Below are 15,550 nucleotides of genomic sequence, written 5' to 3' on the forward strand. Positions count from 1 at the left end.
TACCGCGTCTACGTAGGCAGAACAACTCGCGGTCCAAGGGGCAGATAGCTGACATGATCCGGAGGTATGGCGAACCGGTCCTGAACGGACAGGCGTACCGGCACCGGCCCGGCGTCTATGCCGTGCTCTTGCGCGGCCACGACATCCTGGTGACCCATCAGCTCGAGCCGCGGGACGAATTCCAGCTTCCCGGCGGCGGAGTGGACGCGGGCGAACACCCGCTGAGGGCCCTGCACCGCGAGGTGTTCGAGGAAACCGGCTGGCGCATGACCCGCCCCCGCCGCCTGGGTGCCTTCCGGCGCTTTGTCTTCATGCCGGACTACGACATGTGGGCCGAGAAGCTGTGCCACATCTACCTTGGCCACCCCGTCCGTCCCCACGGTCCGCCGATGGAGGAAGGCCATACCGCCATCTGGATGCCGCTGCGCGAGGCGGCGGAGCGTTTGGGCAACGAGGGCGACCGCGCCTTCGTGCGCCGGCTGGCAGGGCGGCGGCGCTAGATCAGGAACTCGGCCAGGATCTGGTCGTCGGTGATGTCGCGATACGTGAACTCGGCCGCGTCGAGACGGGCGAAGAGCGTCTCGAAGTTCTCGGGCCGGTCGGTCTCGATCCCGATGAGGACCGAGCCGAAGTTGCGGGCCGACTTCTTGAGGTACTCGAACCGCGCGATGTCGTCGCCCGGCCCCAGCATCTCGAGGAAATCTCGCAGCGCGCCCGGGCGCTGCGGCAGGCGCAGGATGAAATACTTCTTCACGCCGGAATAGCGCTGCGCCCTCTCCTTCACCTCGGGCAGACGCTCGAAATCGAAATTGCCACCCGAGGTGATGCAGACCACGCGCTTGCCCCGGATCCGGTCGCGCAGCTGATCCAGCACGTCGAGCGACAGCGCCCCGGCCGGTTCCAGCACGATGCCCTCGACGTTCAGCATCTCGATGATGGTGGTGCAGATGCGGTCCTCGGGCGCGGTCAACACGTCCTCGGGCGGCACGTCGCGCAGGGCCTCGAACGTGCGCTCGCCGATGCGGGCCACTGCCGCGCCGTCCACGAATGTATCGACCCGGCCCAGCGTCACCGGCTCCTGCGCCTTCAACGCGGCGGTCAGGCTCGCGCCGCCCTCGGGCTCGACGAAGATCGTCTCGGTCTGCGGCGCCATTTCCCTGAGATAAAGCCGCATTCCCGAAGACAGACCGCCGCCACCCACCGGCATGATGACGAGGTCCGGCGCTCCGCCCAGCTCCTCCAGCATCTCGACCGCGACGCTCGCCTGGCCCTCGATGACGTAGGGGTCGTCGAAGGGCGGCAGGAAATGGCCGCCGGCGTCAGCGCAGAACGCCTGCGCCTCGGCCAGCGTATCGTCGAAATAGTCCCCGACCAGCCGAACCTCGATCGCGTCGCCGCCGAAGGTCCGGGTCTTGTGGATCTTCTGCTGCGGGGTGGTCACCGGCATGAAGATCACGCCCTTCACGCCGAAGTGCCGGCAGACGAAGGCCATGCCCTGCGCGTGGTTACCGGCGCTCGCCGCCACGAACAGCGTCTGATCCGGCTTCTCGGCCAGCACCTTTCGCATGGCGTTGAACGCGCCGCGGATCTTGTACGAGCGGACCGGCGACAGGTCCTCGCGCTTGAGCCAGATGTCGGCGTCGTACTTCGCCGACAGGTAATCGTTCCGCAGAAGCGGGGTGGCCGGAAACAGGGCGCGCATCCGCGCCGTGGTCGCGAGGGCGGTGTCGGCAAAATCGCTCATCCGTCCCATGTGCCCCTGTGGCTCTCCCCGCACAAGCCCCGGCATGGCGCCCGACCTTGCCCTTGCGTCGAAAAAGGGCTATCCGCCGCGCGTTTCATACATGAAGGATCCGCCCGCATGTCCGCACCCAAGAAAGTCGTTCTTGCCTATTCCGGCGGGCTCGACACCTCGATCATCCTGAAGTGGCTTCAGACCGAGTACGGCTGCGAGGTCGTCACCTTCACCGCCGATCTCGGTCAGGGCGAAGAGCTCGAGCCGGCGCGCAAGAAGGCCGAGATGATGGGTGCGACCGACATCTACATCGAGGACCTGCGCGAAGAGTTCGTGCGCGACTTCGTGTTCCCGATGTTCCGGGCCAACGCGCTTTACGAGGGGCTGTACCTTCTGGGCACCTCGATCGCGCGTCCGCTGATTTCGAAGCGGCTGGTCGAGATCGCGGCCGAGACCGGCGCGGACGCCGTGGCGCACGGCGCGACCGGCAAGGGGAACGACCAGGTGCGGTTCGAACTGGCGGCCTATGCGCTGAACCCGGACATCAAGGTGATCGCGCCGTGGCGCGAGTGGGACCTGACCAGCCGGACGAAGCTCATCGACTTCGCCGAGAAGAACCAGATCCCGATCGCCAAGGACAAGCGGGGCGAAGCCCCCTTCTCGGTTGATGCGAACCTTCTTCACACATCCTCCGAGGGCAAGGTACTGGAGGACCCGGCCGAGGAAGCACCGGACTACGTCTACCAGCGGACCGAGCATCCCGAGAACGCGCCCGACAGCGCCGAGTACGTCGAGATCGGGTTCGAGAAGGGCGACGCCGTCTCGATCAACGGCGAGGCGCTTTCGCCCGCGGCGCTGCTGACCAAGCTGAACGAGCTGGGCGGCAAGCACGGTGTCGGCCGGCTGGATCTGGTCGAGGGCCGCTTCGTCGGCATGAAGTCCCGCGGCATCTACGAGACGCCGGGCGGTACGATCCTGCTGGAAGCGCACCGGGGGATCGAGCAGATCACGCTCGACCGGGGCGCGGCGCACCTGAAGGACGAGCTGATGCCGCGCTACGCCGAGCTGATCTATAACGGCTTCTGGTTCTCACCCGAGCGCGAGATGCTGCAAGCCGCCATAGATCGCAGCCAGGAACACGTGACCGGCACGGTTCGCGTAAAGCTTTACAAGGGTTCGGTCCGGACAGTGGGCCGCTGGTCGGATCACTCGCTTTATTCCGAGGCGCACGTGACGTTCGAGGACGACGCCGGCGCTTACGATCAGAAGGATGCGGCCGGCTTCATCCAGCTCAACGCCCTGCGCCTGAAGCTGCTGGCCGCGCGCAAGCGTCGGCTGGGCTGAGCTATTGCCGCCTGCGGACACGTCTGCGGGCGGCTTCTTCCGTGAAACAAGGGTGACACCTGCGTGAGATCACGCGCGGGTGAATTGCCGCGTCGGCTCTCACGCCTCACGTTGAGTGCAAACGGAGGAGCCGACATGAAGACATTCGCCAAGTCTCTGCGACCACTCGCCCTTTCCGCGGCCATCGTCGCGGGTTTCGCGGCGCAGACCGGCATCGCACGCGCCGCGCCACTGGAAACCCTCACCGTCGCTGGCGGCTGTTTCTGGTGCGTCGAGGCCGACTTCGAAAAGGTACAGGGCGTCGAGGAAGCCATTTCGGGCTATACCGGCGGCCGGACCGAGAACCCGACCTACAAGGAAGTATCTCGCGGCGGGACCGGCCACTACGAGGCGGTCGAGATCAAGTACGACCCTGACGTGGTGAGCTATGCCCAGCTTCTGGACCTGTTCTTCCGATCCATCGACCCGCTCGACGCGGGCGGGCAGTTTTGCGATCGTGGTGAAAGCTACCGCACTGCCATCTTCGTCGAGAACGAGGAAGAGCGCCGGCTGGCCGAGGAAGCCAAGGCTACGGCCGAGGCGGAGCTGGGCCAGGAGGTTGTGACGCCAATCCTCGACGCGCAGGAATTCTACGTCGCCGAGGAGTATCACCAGGATTACTACAAGAGCGACGACAAGGTGATCACCCGCTTCGGCTGGATCGACAAGCAGGACGCCTATGACAGATACCGCGAAGGCTGCCGCCGGGACGAGCGAATCATCGAGCTCTGGGGCCCCGAGGCACCTTTCGTCTGACGTTAGGTGAGGCGGCGAGCCCGCCTCACCCCATCTTCGACGCGGCGATGGCGGCCATGTTCAGGATGTCGTTCACCTTGCTGCCGATCGAGCAGACCTGGATCGGGCTCTTCACGCCGGTCAGGATCGGGCCGATCACCGTCGCGCCGCCCATTTCCTGCATCAGCTTGACCGAGATCGAGGCCGAGTGCCGCGCCGGGACGACCAGCACGTTGGCAGGGCCGCTCAGGCGGCAGAACGGATAGTGCGCCATCGCGTCGGCGTTCAGCGCGACGTCGACCGTCATCTCGCCCTCGTACTCGAAATCGACGCCGCGCTCGTCCAGAACAGCCGGCGCGCGGTGCATCTTCTCGGCCCGCTCGCTGACCGGATAGCCGAAGGTCGAGAAGCTCACGAATGCTACGCGAGGCTCCAATCCCAGGCCACGCGCGACCTCGGCCCCCCGCTCGGCGATGTTGGCGAGGTCGGTCTCGTCAGGCCATTCGTGGACGAGCGTGTCGGCCACCAGGACGATGCGCCCCTTGTGCAGAAGCGCCGTAATGCCGACCGCGCCATGCTCGGCCCGCGCGTCGAAGACGTGGTTGATAAGGTCGAGGATGTGGCCGGACTTCCGCGTTGCCCCCGTCACCAACCCGTCGCCGTGCCCGTGCGCCAGCATCAGGGCCGAAAACACGTGCCGATCGCGCGCGGCCAGCCGGTGCACGTCCTGCATGTCGTAACCCTTGCGCTGAAGCCGCTCGTACAGGAACGCCTTGTAGGTCTCGAGATGCGTGGTGTTCGCGGCGTTCACCACCTCGATCTCGCGCACCGCGTCGGCCAAGCCCTCGGCCTCGAGCTTTGCCTTCACGTCGGCCTCGCGTCCGACGACCAGCGCCTTGCCGAAGCCCGACCGCTGATAGGAGACGGCGGCGCGCAGCACCCGCACGTCGTCGCCCTCAGCGAAGATCATGCGGGATTGGGCGGCACGGGCACGGGTATAGATGCCCTGAAGGATCGAGGCCGTCGGGTCCATCCGCGCTTTCAGGCTAAGCTCGTACCGCTCCATGTCGATGATCGGCCGACGCGCCACACCGGTGTCCATTCCAGCTTTTGCCACGGCGGGCGGGATGCGGTGGATGAGCCGGGGGTCGAACGGGGTCGGGATGATGTAGTCCCGCCCGAAGGTCAGCTTGCGGCCGTAGGCCATCGCCACCTCGTCCGGCACATCCTCGCGCGCGAGTGCAGCCAAAGCATCGGCGCAGGCGATCTTCATCTCGTCGTTGATCGCCCGGGCGTGGACGTCGAGCGCCCCGCGGAACAGGTAGGGAAAGCCCAAGACGTTGTTCACCTGGTTCGGGTAGTCCGAGCGGCCGGTCGCAACGATGGCGTCGGGCCGCACCTCCTGCGCCTCTTCCGGCGTGATCTCGGGGTCCGGGTTCGCCATGGCGAAGATCACCGGCTTGTCGGCCATGCTGACGACCATTTCCTGCGTGACCGCACCCTTCGCGCTCACGCCCAGGAACACGTCCGCCCCCTTCATCGCCTCTTCCAGCGTCCGCAGGTCGGTCTTCACGGCGTGGGCGGACTTCCACTGGTTCATGCCCTCGGTGCGGCCCTGATAGATCACGCCCTTGGTGTCGCAGACGATGCAGTTCTCATGCCGGGCACCCATGGACTTGAGCAGCTCGATACAGGCAATGCCGGCGGCCCCTGCCCCGTTCAGGACGATCTTCACGTCCTCGATTTTCTTCCCCGACAGGTGCAGCGCGTTAATCAGGCCCGCGGCGCAGATCACCGCCGTACCGTGCTGGTCGTCGTGGAAGACGGGGATGTCGCATTCTTCCTTCAGGCGCTGCTCAATGATGAAGCACTCGGGCGCCTTGATGTCTTCGAGGTTGATGCCCCCAAAGGTCGGCGCCATCAGCTTCACCGCCTGGCAGAAGGCGTCCGGATCCTCGGTGTCCAGCTCGATGTCGATCGAGTTCACGTCGGCGAAGCGCTTGAAGAGCACCGCCTTGCCCTCCATCACCGGCTTCGAGCCGAGCGCGCCGAGGTTGCCGAGCCCCAGCACCGCCGTGCCGTTCGAGATGACGGCCACGAGGTTGCCCTTGGTCGTGTAGTCGTAGGCAAGTTCGGGATCGGCGGCGATGCGTTCGCAGGGAACTGCGACACCGGGGGAATAGGCGAGGCTCAGGTCGCGCTGCGTGGTCATCGGCACGGTCGCCTGAACCTCCAGCTTGCCCGGCATCGGCTCCATGTGGAAGGTCAGAGCCTCTTCCGGCGTGAACCTGTTCTTGCGCATGTCGATCTCCCGTCCCCGTCAGCCCATGATGCATAACGTCCGCGTTGGCCCGACGGCAATGGCGGGTTTCGCCCTTTCGCCGGCGCGGCCGGGTTTGTAGTTTGGCGCAGGGCTCGAGCAGGGGGCGAAATGACCGTCGCGAAATCCGCCGTGACGCCGATGATGGCGCAGTATCTGGAGATCAAGCAGGGCTACCCAAACGCCCTTCTGTTCTACCGGATGGGCGACTTCTACGAGATGTTCTTCGACGACGCCGTGGCCGCGGCCGAGGCGCTGGACATCGCGCTGACCAAGCGCGGCAAGCATCTGGGCGACGAGATCCCGATGTGCGGTGTACCGGTGCACTCCGCCGACGGCTACCTGCTGACGCTGATCCGCAAGGGCTTCCGCGTTGCCGTGTGCGAGCAGCTGGAGGACCCGGCAGAGGCGAAGAAGCGCGGCTCTAAATCGGTCGTGAAGCGTGACGTCGTGCGATTGGTCACCCCCGGCACCCTGACCGAGGATGCGCTGCTCGAAGCGCGGCGGCACAACTTCCTCGTCGCCTGGGCCGAGGTTCGGGACGAGGCAGCTCTAGCGTGGGTCGACATCTCGACAGGCGAGTTCCGCGTGATGGGCTGCGCACCGGTGCGGCTGGGTCCGGAACTGGCCCGGCTCGCCCCCCGCGAGGTGATCGTTTCCGAGGCGAAAGAGGCTGATCTCGCCGGAGTCGTGACGGAAATGGGCGCGTCGATCACGCCCCTGTCGCGCGCCAGCTTCGACAGCACCGCGGGACAGGACCGGTTGCAGTCTCTGTTCCGCGTCGGTTCGCTCGACGCCTTCGGCGCGTTCGGAAGGGCCGAAGTTTCGGCGATGGCGGCCATCGTCGCGTATCTGGAGATCACGCAGAGGGGCAAGCTGCCCCTCCTCCGCCCGCCGGTGCGCGAGGCGGCCGATCGGGTGGTGCAGATCGACGCCGCCACGCGCCGCAACCTGGAACTGACGCGCAGCCTTTCGGGCGGGCGCGACGGCTCTCTGCTCGGTGCCATCGACCGCACCGTGACAGCACCGGGCGCACGTCTGCTGGAACGGCGGCTGACCAGCCCGTCGCGGGACCTCGAAACCGTCCGAGCGCGGCTCGACGCGGTGTCGGTGCTGATCGAGGATCAGGCATTGACCGAAGAACTGAGAGAGGCCCTGCGCAAGGCCCCCGACATGGACCGCGCGCTGTCCCGTCTGGCTTTGGAACGCGGCGGGCCGCGTGATCTGACGGCCATCCGAAACGGTCTGGAACAAGGACAGGCGTTGGTCGAGCGGATGGAAGGAGAGACCCTGCCGCCGGTCCTGAGCGAGGCCACAGGAAGCCTTGGCGGTCATCTGGACCTGCTCGACGTGCTGGATCAGGCACTGGTGGCGGAGCCGCCGCTTCTGGCCCGGGACGGCGGCTTCATCGCGCCGGGCTATGACGAGGAACTGGACGAGGCGCGCTCCCTTCGCGACGAGGGCCGCGGCGTGATCGCCGGCATGCAGGCGCAGTATTGCGAGCAGACCAGCATCGGGTCGCTCAAGATCAAGCACAACAACGTGCTGGGCTACTTCGTCGAGACAACGTCAACGCATGCCGACAAGATGATGTCGCCGCCACTGAACGAGACGTTCATCCACCGGCAGACCACCGCCAACGCGGTGCGCTTCACGACAGTGGAGCTGAACGAATTGGAAACCAAGATCATCAACGCCGGCAGCCGTGCGCTGGAGATCGAGAAACGGCTGTTCGAGGACCTGCGCACCCGCATCCTCGACTGTGCCGACCGCGTCGGCGACGCTGCACGTGCGCTGGCCGAGATTGACCTTGCCGCCGCCCTCGCCGTCATCGCGCGCGACGAAGGCTGGGCGCGGCCCAAGGTGGACGAGAGCCGCGCGTTCGACGTGGCGGGCGGACGTCACCCGGTCGTGGAACAGGCCCTGCGCCGGCAGGGCGGCGCGCCGTTCATCGCCAACGACTGCGATCTGTCCGCCGAGGCGTCCGGCGCGACGATGTGGCTTGTGACAGGCCCGAACATGGCCGGCAAGTCGACGTTCCTGCGGCAGAACGCGCTGATCGCGCTGATCGCACAGATGGGGTCGTTCGTGCCGGCGAAGTCGGCGCATATCGGGCTCGTCTCGCAGGTATTCAGCCGCGTTGGCGCATCGGACGACCTGGCCCGTGGGCGGTCGACCTTCATGGTCGAGATGGTCGAGACGGCGGCAATCCTGAACCAGGCGGACGACCGGGCGCTGGTGATCCTGGACGAGATCGGGCGCGGCACGGCCACGTATGACGGCCTGTCCATCGCGTGGGCGACGCTCGAGCACCTGCACGACGTGAACCGGGCGCGCGGGCTGTTCGCCACGCACTACCACGAACTGACGCGCCTCGCCGACCGGCTGGACGGCGTGCGAAACGCGACGGTCGCGGTGAAGGAGTGGCAGGGCGACGTGATCTTCCTGCACGAGGTCAAGCGCGGCTCGGCCGATCGGTCCTACGGGGTGCAGGTCGCGCGCCTTGCCGGGCTACCGCATCCGGTGGTCGAACGGGCCCGCGTGGTGCTGGAAGCGCTGGAGGAAGGAGAGCGCGAGGGGGGCAAGCAGACGACGCTGATCGACGATCTGCCGCTGTTCTCGGCCGCGCCGACGCCGGCCCCCGCGTCCCCTGTGAAACAGTCGGATGTCGAAGCGCGGCTGGAGGAGGTCGTGCCCGACGACCTTACCCCGCGCGACGCGCTTCAACTGGTCTACGATCTGAAGAAACTGCTGCGCGAAAGCGCCTGATCAGGACGCCGGGGTCGAGCTGACGCCGACATGCGCGGGCCGCAGCAGGCGGTCGTGCAGCATGAAACCGTCGGCCATGACCTGGATGATCTCGCCCTGCTTGGTGCCGGGCACCGGGGCCTCGAACATCGCTTCGTGGCGCTGCGGATCGAACTTCTCGCCCACCTCGGGCGACACCGGCTCGATTCCATGCTTGCGGAACACGTTCAGAAGCTCGCGCAGCGTCAGTTCCACGCCCTCGATCAGGGCGCTCTGCGTGCCCTTCTGCTCTTCCGTGGCGGCGTCGAGCGCGCGCTTGAGGTTGTCGAACACCGGAAGCAGATCGCGCGCCAGCTTGGAGCCGCCATAGTTCTCGGCCTCGCGCCGGTCACGATCGGACCGCTTGCGCGCGTTTTCAGCATCCGCGAGCGCGCGCATGAAACGGTCGCGGTACTCGTCCCGCTCGGCCTTGAGCGCCTCGATCTCGCCCTGCGTTGCGGCGTCCGCCGGAGCCGCCTGCGCCTCTTCGGTCTGAGCCGGTGCTTCGGCTTCCTGAGCCGCCTCGTTCGCGTCGTTCAGGATTTCGTTGATCGCGCTCTCGATATCCTGCCGTTCGGATTTCGCCATGTCTCCACCTGTTACCCACGGTCGGACAGCAATCTGCCGACCAGTTGCGCCGTGTAGTCCACGATCGGGACGATCCGCCCATAGTTCAGCCGGGTGGGTCCGATCACGCCAACGGCGCCGATGATCTTTCGGTCCGCGTTCATATATGGGCTCACGACCAGAGAGGAACCCGAAAGTGAAAAAAGCTTGTTCTCGGAGCCGATAAAGATGCGCACGCCCTCGCCTTCCTCGGCAAGCTCGAGGAATTCGGCGATGTCGCGCTTGCGCTCGAGGTCGTCGAACAACGACCGGATCCGGTCAAGCTCTTCCGCCTCGGCCTCGTAATCCAGAAGGTTGGCACGGCCACGCACGATCAGGCGCTCGTATCGTTCGCCTTCGTTCTCCCATATGGCCAAGCCACCCTCGACCAGATCCGCCGCCAAAACGTCAAGTTCGCGGCGGCGGCGCTTGATCTCGTCTTTCATCGACTCGCGCAGTTCCGACAGCGTCCGCCCCTCAGCCAGCGCGTTGAGGAAGTTCGCCGCCTCGCGCATCGAAGACGGCGTCTGGCCCGGCGGCGGCAGGAATACGCGGTTCTCGACATGCCCGTCGGCGAAGACCAGAACCACGAGCGCCCGGTCGGGGGCCAGGCTGACGAATTCGATGTGCTTGATCGGCGCCTCGTGCTTCGGCGCCAAGACCAGGCTCGCGCCGTGCGTCACGCCCGACAAGGCGGATCCGACCCGGTCAAGCACCGTCGTCACGTCCCGCTCATTGCTGCCGAGGGTGGCGTCGATCTTTTCCCGGTCGCCCGAGGTCAGGTCACCGATCTCCAGCAAGCCATCCACGAACAGCCGCAGCCCAAGCTGCGTCGGGATACGCCCGGCCGAGATGTGCGGCGAATCGAGCAGGCCCAGGTACTCCAGGTCCTGCATCACGTTGCGGATGGTCGCGGCGCTGACCTTCTCGCTCATCGCGCGGGTCAGCGTCCGCGACCCGACGGGATCGCCGCTTTCCAGATAGCCTTCGACCACGCGGCGAAATACCTCGCGCGAGCGGTCATTCATCTCTTCAAGCAGGCGTGCGCCGTCTTTCATGGGTGGCATGTTGTTCATCGGATCGGAGACATTAAGTCACGTTCGTTATGGGCGTCAATCGGCCTTGCGCCGCGCCGTTGGCCGGGGGTAAGCCCGGCGCAAACATCAGGAGATATTCATGCGCCCCTCAGGCCGACAGATAGACGAAATGCGCCCGATTTCAATCGAGACCGGGGTAACGCGACACGCCGAAGGGTCCTGCCTGATCCGCTGCGGCGACACGCATGTGCTGTGCACGGCCAGCATTGAAGACCGCCCGCCTCCGTTCCTGCGCAATACCGGCCTTGGCTGGGTGACGGCCGAGTACGGCATGCTCCCCCGCGCGACTCATACCCGCATGCGGCGTGAAGCAAAGAACGGCCAGTCGGGTCGGACGCAGGAAATTCAGCGCCTGATCGGCCGCTCCCTGCGCGCCGGCGTCGATCGTGTGGCCTTGGGTGAGCGGCAAATCACCATTGACTGCGACGTGATCCAAGCCGACGGCGGCACGCGCTGCGCCGCCATCACCGGCGGCTGGGTGGCACTCCGACTGGCGGTGAACAAGATGCTGAAGGCGGGCGACGTCGTCTCGGACCCGATCGTGGATCACGTCGCCGCCGTGAGCTGCGGCGTCTATGCCGGCCAACCCGTCGTCGACTTGGACTATCCCGAGGACAGCGAAGCCGGTGTCGATGGAAACTTCGTCATGACCGGCACCGGCCGGCTGATCGAAGTGCAAATGTCTGCCGAGGGCGCGACCTTCTCGCGGGACGAGATGGGCACTCTCCTCGACCTCGCAGGACAGGGTACCGCCCTGTTGGTCGAAGCCCAGAAGGCTGCCGTGGCATGACCCGGAAGTTCGAGGGTCGTGAACTCGTCGTCGCCACACACAACACCGGCAAGCTTGAGGAGATTGCGAAGCTCCTCGAGCCCTTCGGCGTTCGCGTGAGCTCGGCAAAGGACCATGCGCTGCCCGAGCCCGAAGAGACTGGCACGACCTTCGTCGAAAACGCCCGCATCAAGGCTCATGCCGCCGCTAAGGCCACCGGCCTTCCGGCGCTTTCTGACGATTCCGGAATCTGCATCGACACACTCAACGGCGCGCCTGGTGTGTATACCGCAGACTGGGCCGAAACCGGTAACGGCCGCGACTTCGTCATGGCGATGACAAAGGCGCATCAGCGGCTCGAAGCCTTGGGCGCCCCCCACCCTCGCACGGCGCGTTTCTGCTGCACGCTCGTCCTTGCTTGGCCCGATGGCCATGACGAGGTGTTCGAAGGTAAGGTCGAAGGTCGTCTCGTCTGGCCGATGCAAGGCGATCGGGGTCACGGCTACGACCCGATCTTCCAGCCCGACGGGTATGACATCACTTTCGGCGAAATGGATCGGTGGGAGAAGAACGAAATCAGCCATCGGGCCGACGCCTTCCGCAAGCTGGTGGCTGGCTGCTTTGAGTGAAGACTGGCGCAACGGGGGCTTCGGTCTCTACATCCACTGGCCGTTCTGCCAGGCAAAGTGCCCCTACTGCGACTTCAACAGCCACGTCAGCGCCAACATCGACCAGCGGCGCTGGCGCGACGCGTATTTGAGGGAACTCGACAGGTACGCCAGCTTCACCGGTGACCGCATCCTGCAATCCGTATTTTTCGGCGGCGGCACACCCAGCCTGATGGACCCCGACACGGTCGCCGCGATCATCGACCGGATCCGCCGCAACTGGCGCACCTCCAACGACCTCGAGATCACGCTCGAAGCAAATCCGACCTCGGTGGAAGCCAGCCGCTTCGCCGGCTACCACGCTGCCGGAGTGAACCGCGTATCGCTCGGACTTCAGGCGCTCAACGACGCTGATCTCAAGGCGCTTGGTCGGCTACATAGCGTAGAGGAAGGCCGGACGGCCTTTGAGATTGCACGAAAGCAGTTCGATCGAGTTTCCTTCGACCTGATCTATTCCCGGCAGTCCCAAACACCGGGCGCCTGGCGCAGCGAACTCACGGAAGCGCTCGCAATGGCAGCCGATCACCTCTCACTGTACCAGCTCACAATTGAGCCCGGAACCGCGTTCGGCGACCGATACTCGCGTGGCCGGCTAAGGGGCCTCCCGTCTGAAGATGCCGCAGCGGATATGTACGAGATCACGCAGGACCTTTGTGGCACGGCGGGCCTGCCCGCCTACGAGGTATCGAACCACGCGGCTGAGGGAGCGGAGTCGCGACACAATCTGATTTATTGGCACTATGGCGACTATATCGGCATCGGACCCGGCGCGCACGGCCGGGTTACGCGCAACGGCGAACGGCACGCCGTTGAAGCCGCCCGTCAGCCGGGGGCATGGCTGACGTCAGTCGAACGCGACGCAACAGCAGAGACGTGGTCGCGCCTTGCCGAGCAGGAGCAGGCACAAGAGTACCTGTTGATGGGCATGCGCGTAAACGACGGCGTCGACCTTGCACGGTACGAGGCGATTTTCGGCGCAGCCCCGCCCTTAGAGGCCATCGCAGAGCTTTCAGAGATGGGCTTTGTCGAAACAGATATGGGCAGGCTGCGGACAACCCCTAAGGGCCGTCCGTTGCTCAACGCGATCCTGGGCCGCCTGCTCGCCCACTGATCAAGCGGTCTGCGTCGCCGATAGCAAGCCGCAGAGTTCATCCAGCTGCTCCAAGGTCTTGTATCTGATCGTGACGGATCCGCTCTCACCGCCGGCGTCATGGTCGACCGAGACGCCCATGCCGGTTGCCGCAGACAAATCCAGTTCGAGTGCCCGCGTGTCGGCGTCTTTCTCGGCCTGCGCACGCGGCGCCTGTGACCTGCTGCGTTGGGTCTTGCCATGGCCTTTCGCCAGCTTCTCGGCCTCGCGAACCGAAAGACCCTTCGCAACCACTTCCCGCGCGATTGCAGACGGATCATCGGTTGTAATCAGCGCGCGCGCGTGTCCCGCCGAAAGACGTCCCTCGCGAAGGTATTCCTGCACGTCCGGCGGCAAGGACAGGAGTCGGAGCAAGTTCGCGATGTGACTGCGGCTTTTGCCGAGCGCTTCCGCCAACTTCTCCTGCGTGTGCCCGAAGCGGTCCATCAACTGACGGTAGGCTCCCGCCTCTTCCACCGGGTTCAGATCGGCACGTTGGATGTTCTCGATGATCGCGATCTCGAGGACTTCTGTGTCGTCGAACTCCCGGATCAGCGCCGGAACCTCGTGCAGCTTGGCCATCTGCGCAGCGCGCCACCGGCGCTCACCCGCAACGATCTCGTACATGCCGTCTTGGCTCGGGCTGCGACGCACGATTAGGGGCTGGATGATCCCCTTTTCCTTGATCGATGCCGAAAGTTCGTCCAGCGCTTCTTGTGTGAAGGTGCGACGCGGCTGATCTGGGTTTGGAACGACTTTTTCGATAGGGAGCATCTGATCCGGCCGCTTTGTAGACATGGCGCCCGTATTCGGCTCGGGTTCGGCCACGGCGACATCGGCCATCAGCGCGGACAGTCCCCGCCCCAGACCCCGGCGTTCTTGCTTTTTCTCATTCATCACTTCTTTCCTGCCTCAAGCGAGTTCGACCGAGTGCCGCGCCAGTATTTCTCTCGCCAATTCTTGGTATGCCAGGCTTCCTTTGGAACCGGGATCATACTCCAGCACCGGCTTCGAGTAGGACGGAGCTTCGCTGATCCGGACATTCCGGGGCACCACCGTTTGGAACACAAGATCCCCTAAAGTCTCCCGCGCGTCCCTTTCAACCTGCTGCGCCAGCCTGTTACGCCCGTCGTACATCGTCAGAACGACGCCCTCGATGCGGAGGTCCGGGTTCGCAGACTGTCGCACCTGCCGAACTGTCAGCATGAGCTGCGACAAACCTTCAAGCGCAAAAAATTCGCTCTGCAGCGGCACCAGGACCGAATGAGCAGCGACCATCGCGTTCACCGTCAGAAGGCTGAGCGACGGGGGACAGTCGATCAACACGTAGTCATAGCTCGTGGTCGCTTCGGCGAGAGCACGCTGAAGCAGCGTGATCCGGTTTTCGTTGGAAACAAGTTCGATGTCCGCAGAACTCAGGTCGGTGGTCGCCGGGGCTATGTCCAAGTTCGCCACGTCGGTCTTCCGGACCACGTCATTCAGCGACGCGCCCTCAAGCAGAAGATCGTAGGTAGTCAGATCGCGCTGTTCCGGCTCAACCCCAAGACCCGTGGAGGCGTTTCCTTGCGGGTCGAGATCGATGACTAGGATACGCCGATCCTGAGCCGCCAGGGCCGCACCGAGGTTGATCGCTGTCGTCGTCTTTCCGACCCCGCCCTTCTGATTGGCGATCGCAATGATCCGAGGTGGTGCTTGATCATGCACGGCGGAGGTCTCCGATCTTCAGGACAACGGCGTCTGGGTGGGTCTTGCTTTGTACCTGTTCGCACCGAAAAGTCCACCGCTCCCGAGCCTTCTCAACTTCGAGTGCGTATTTTTCGCCCTTCGGAAACAGGGCGACTCCTCCGTCAGAAAGATGACGACTTGCGATATCAAGGAGCCCAGGAAGTTGTGTAAGTGCGCGCGCAGAGATTACATCCGCCCTCTGCGGCTCCAGCTCTTCGACCCGTGCGCGAAGGATTTGGACCGGAAGTTTTAGCTCGCGGGCCACAGTGCGCATGAAGGCGCACTTCCTAGCATCGCTCTCCACGCACGTGACCTCAAGGTCACGTGCATCTTCCTTGGCTAAGATGGCGACGACCAACCCTGGAAGCCCGCCCCCGCTTCCGACGTCCAACCAGTGCTGACCTTCCCGCATCATCGGGAAAAGCTGCGCGGAATCAACGATGTGCCGGCTCCATGCATCTCTCACCGTACCGGGAGCGACGATGTTGATCTTTGTGTTCCACGTTCGGAGTAACCGGACGTACTGCTCTAGCGTCTCTACAGTTTCACGTGAAACATCGACGTCCGCCTCGCGGAGTTCAGCCTGAGGGTCCATC

At 64.9% G+C, this 15,550-nt stretch carries 14 protein-coding genes; 7 read left to right on the top strand and 7 right to left on the bottom strand.

Features of this window, described 5'->3' with window-relative positions:
• The first annotated feature begins 53 nt into the window (after positions 1-53).
• Positions 54-500 (top strand): NUDIX domain-containing protein, encoded by a 447-nt coding sequence (locus BM162_RS03110; protein ID WP_093417491.1) that lies wholly within the window; start codon positions 54-56, stop codon positions 498-500.
• Here BM162_RS03110 and ilvA read toward each other — a convergent pair.
• On the bottom strand, positions 497-1,744 hold the full coding sequence (ilvA, locus tag BM162_RS03115) for a threonine ammonia-lyase IlvA (protein ID WP_093417494.1): 1,248 nt from the start codon (positions 1,742-1,744) through the stop codon (positions 497-499). The genes BM162_RS03110 and ilvA overlap by 4 nt on opposite strands.
• A gap of 117 nt (positions 1,745-1,861) precedes the next feature.
• Between ilvA and BM162_RS03120 the strand changes: the two genes are divergently transcribed.
• Positions 1,862-3,079 (top strand): argininosuccinate synthase, encoded by a 1,218-nt coding sequence (locus BM162_RS03120; protein ID WP_093417497.1) that lies wholly within the window; start codon positions 1,862-1,864, stop codon positions 3,077-3,079.
• Between the two features lie 135 nt (positions 3,080-3,214).
• Positions 3,215-3,874: a peptide-methionine (S)-S-oxide reductase MsrA gene (msrA, locus tag BM162_RS03125; RefSeq protein ID WP_093417499.1), complete on the top strand. Its 660-nt coding sequence runs from the start codon at positions 3,215-3,217 to the stop codon at positions 3,872-3,874.
• 25 nt (positions 3,875-3,899) lie between these two features.
• Here the strand turns inward: msrA and BM162_RS03130 are convergent, their stop codons facing one another.
• Positions 3,900-6,155: an NADP-dependent malic enzyme gene (locus BM162_RS03130; protein WP_093417502.1), complete on the bottom strand. Its 2,256-nt coding sequence runs from the start codon at positions 6,153-6,155 to the stop codon at positions 3,900-3,902.
• A 129-nt stretch (positions 6,156-6,284) separates the two neighbouring features.
• On the opposite strand from BM162_RS03130, the gene mutS reads away from it, so the two are divergent.
• Entirely contained in the window at positions 6,285-8,942 is a 2,658-nt protein-coding gene (gene mutS, locus BM162_RS03135) for a DNA mismatch repair protein MutS (RefSeq protein WP_439332812.1), read from the top strand.
• Here mutS and BM162_RS03140 read toward each other — a convergent pair whose 3' ends face one another.
• Both BM162_RS03140 and hrcA read right to left on the bottom strand, forming a co-directional pair.
• Complete coding sequence (locus BM162_RS03140) at positions 8,943-9,548, bottom strand: nucleotide exchange factor GrpE (protein ID WP_093417504.1); 606 nt, start codon at positions 9,546-9,548, stop codon at positions 8,943-8,945.
• A gap of 11 nt (positions 9,549-9,559) precedes the next feature.
• A complete protein-coding gene (hrcA, locus tag BM162_RS03145) occupies positions 9,560-10,624 on the bottom strand; it encodes a heat-inducible transcriptional repressor HrcA (protein ID WP_093417823.1) in 1,065 nt (354 codons plus the stop codon).
• Between the two features lie 118 nt (positions 10,625-10,742).
• On the opposite strand from hrcA, the gene rph reads away from it, so the two are divergent.
• From rph to hemW, 3 genes are read left to right on the top strand one after another with little or no spacing between them, the layout of a single operon-like run.
• On the top strand, positions 10,743-11,453 hold the full coding sequence (gene rph, locus BM162_RS03150) for a ribonuclease PH (RefSeq protein ID WP_093417507.1): 711 nt from the start codon (positions 10,743-10,745) through the stop codon (positions 11,451-11,453).
• The gene (gene rdgB, locus BM162_RS03155; protein WP_093417509.1) at positions 11,450-12,061 is read left to right on the top strand and encodes an RdgB/HAM1 family non-canonical purine NTP pyrophosphatase; all 612 of its coding nucleotides are present in this window, start codon (positions 11,450-11,452) and stop codon (positions 12,059-12,061) included. The genes rph and rdgB overlap by 4 nt, the downstream gene beginning before the upstream one ends.
• Positions 12,054-13,211 carry a radical SAM family heme chaperone HemW gene (hemW, locus tag BM162_RS03160; RefSeq protein ID WP_245759149.1) on the top strand — a complete coding sequence of 386 codons (1,158 nt, stop codon included), beginning with the start codon at positions 12,054-12,056 and terminating at the stop codon, positions 13,209-13,211. The genes rdgB and hemW overlap by 8 nt, the downstream gene beginning before the upstream one ends.
• Here the strand turns inward: hemW and BM162_RS03165 are convergent, their stop codons facing one another.
• Genes BM162_RS03165 through rsmG form a run of 3 tightly spaced genes read right to left on the bottom strand, consistent with a single transcriptional unit; the run spans position 13,212 to position 15,549 of the window.
• Positions 13,212-14,126, bottom strand: a complete 915-nt coding sequence (locus tag BM162_RS03165) for a ParB/RepB/Spo0J family partition protein (RefSeq protein ID WP_093417514.1) — start codon at positions 14,124-14,126, stop codon at positions 13,212-13,214. It abuts the gene before it with no gap.
• 15 nt (positions 14,127-14,141) lie between these two features.
• A complete protein-coding gene (locus BM162_RS03170) occupies positions 14,142-14,933 on the bottom strand; it encodes a ParA family protein (RefSeq protein WP_093417516.1) in 792 nt (263 codons plus the stop codon).
• Entirely contained in the window at positions 14,926-15,549 is a 624-nt protein-coding gene (rsmG, locus tag BM162_RS03175) for a 16S rRNA (guanine(527)-N(7))-methyltransferase RsmG (protein ID WP_093417519.1), read from the bottom strand. Before rsmG ends, BM162_RS03170 begins: the two co-directional genes overlap by 8 nt.
• Between the last annotated feature and the right edge of the window lies 1 nt (position 15,550).

The organism is Tranquillimonas alkanivorans, assembly GCF_900115595.1.
Lineage (GTDB): Bacteria > Pseudomonadota > Alphaproteobacteria > Rhodobacterales > Rhodobacteraceae > Tranquillimonas > Tranquillimonas alkanivorans.

Coding starts and splice junctions, on each gene's coding strand:
- BM162_RS03110 (WP_093417491.1), top strand. CDS start 54: ATGATCCGGAGGTATGGCGAACCGGTCCTGAACGGACAGGCGTACCGG.
- ilvA (WP_093417494.1), bottom strand. CDS start 1,744: ATGAGCGATTTTGCCGACACCGCCCTCGCGACCACGGCGCGGATGCGC.
- BM162_RS03120 (WP_093417497.1), top strand. CDS start 1,862: ATGTCCGCACCCAAGAAAGTCGTTCTTGCCTATTCCGGCGGGCTCGAC.
- msrA (WP_093417499.1), top strand. CDS start 3,215: ATGAAGACATTCGCCAAGTCTCTGCGACCACTCGCCCTTTCCGCGGCC.
- BM162_RS03130 (WP_093417502.1), bottom strand. CDS start 6,155: ATGCGCAAGAACAGGTTCACGCCGGAAGAGGCTCTGACCTTCCACATG.
- mutS (WP_439332812.1), top strand. CDS start 6,285: ATGACCGTCGCGAAATCCGCCGTGACGCCGATGATGGCGCAGTATCTG.
- BM162_RS03140 (WP_093417504.1), bottom strand. CDS start 9,548: ATGGCGAAATCCGAACGGCAGGATATCGAGAGCGCGATCAACGAAATC.
- hrcA (WP_093417823.1), bottom strand. CDS start 10,624: ATGAAAGACGGCGCACGCCTGCTTGAAGAGATGAATGACCGCTCGCGC.
- rph (WP_093417507.1), top strand. CDS start 10,743: ATGCGCCCCTCAGGCCGACAGATAGACGAAATGCGCCCGATTTCAATC.
- rdgB (WP_093417509.1), top strand. CDS start 11,450: ATGACCCGGAAGTTCGAGGGTCGTGAACTCGTCGTCGCCACACACAAC.
- BM162_RS03165 (WP_093417514.1), bottom strand. CDS start 14,126: ATGAATGAGAAAAAGCAAGAACGCCGGGGTCTGGGGCGGGGACTGTCC.
- rsmG (WP_093417519.1), bottom strand. CDS start 15,549: ATGGACCCTCAGGCTGAACTCCGCGAGGCGGACGTCGATGTTTCACGT.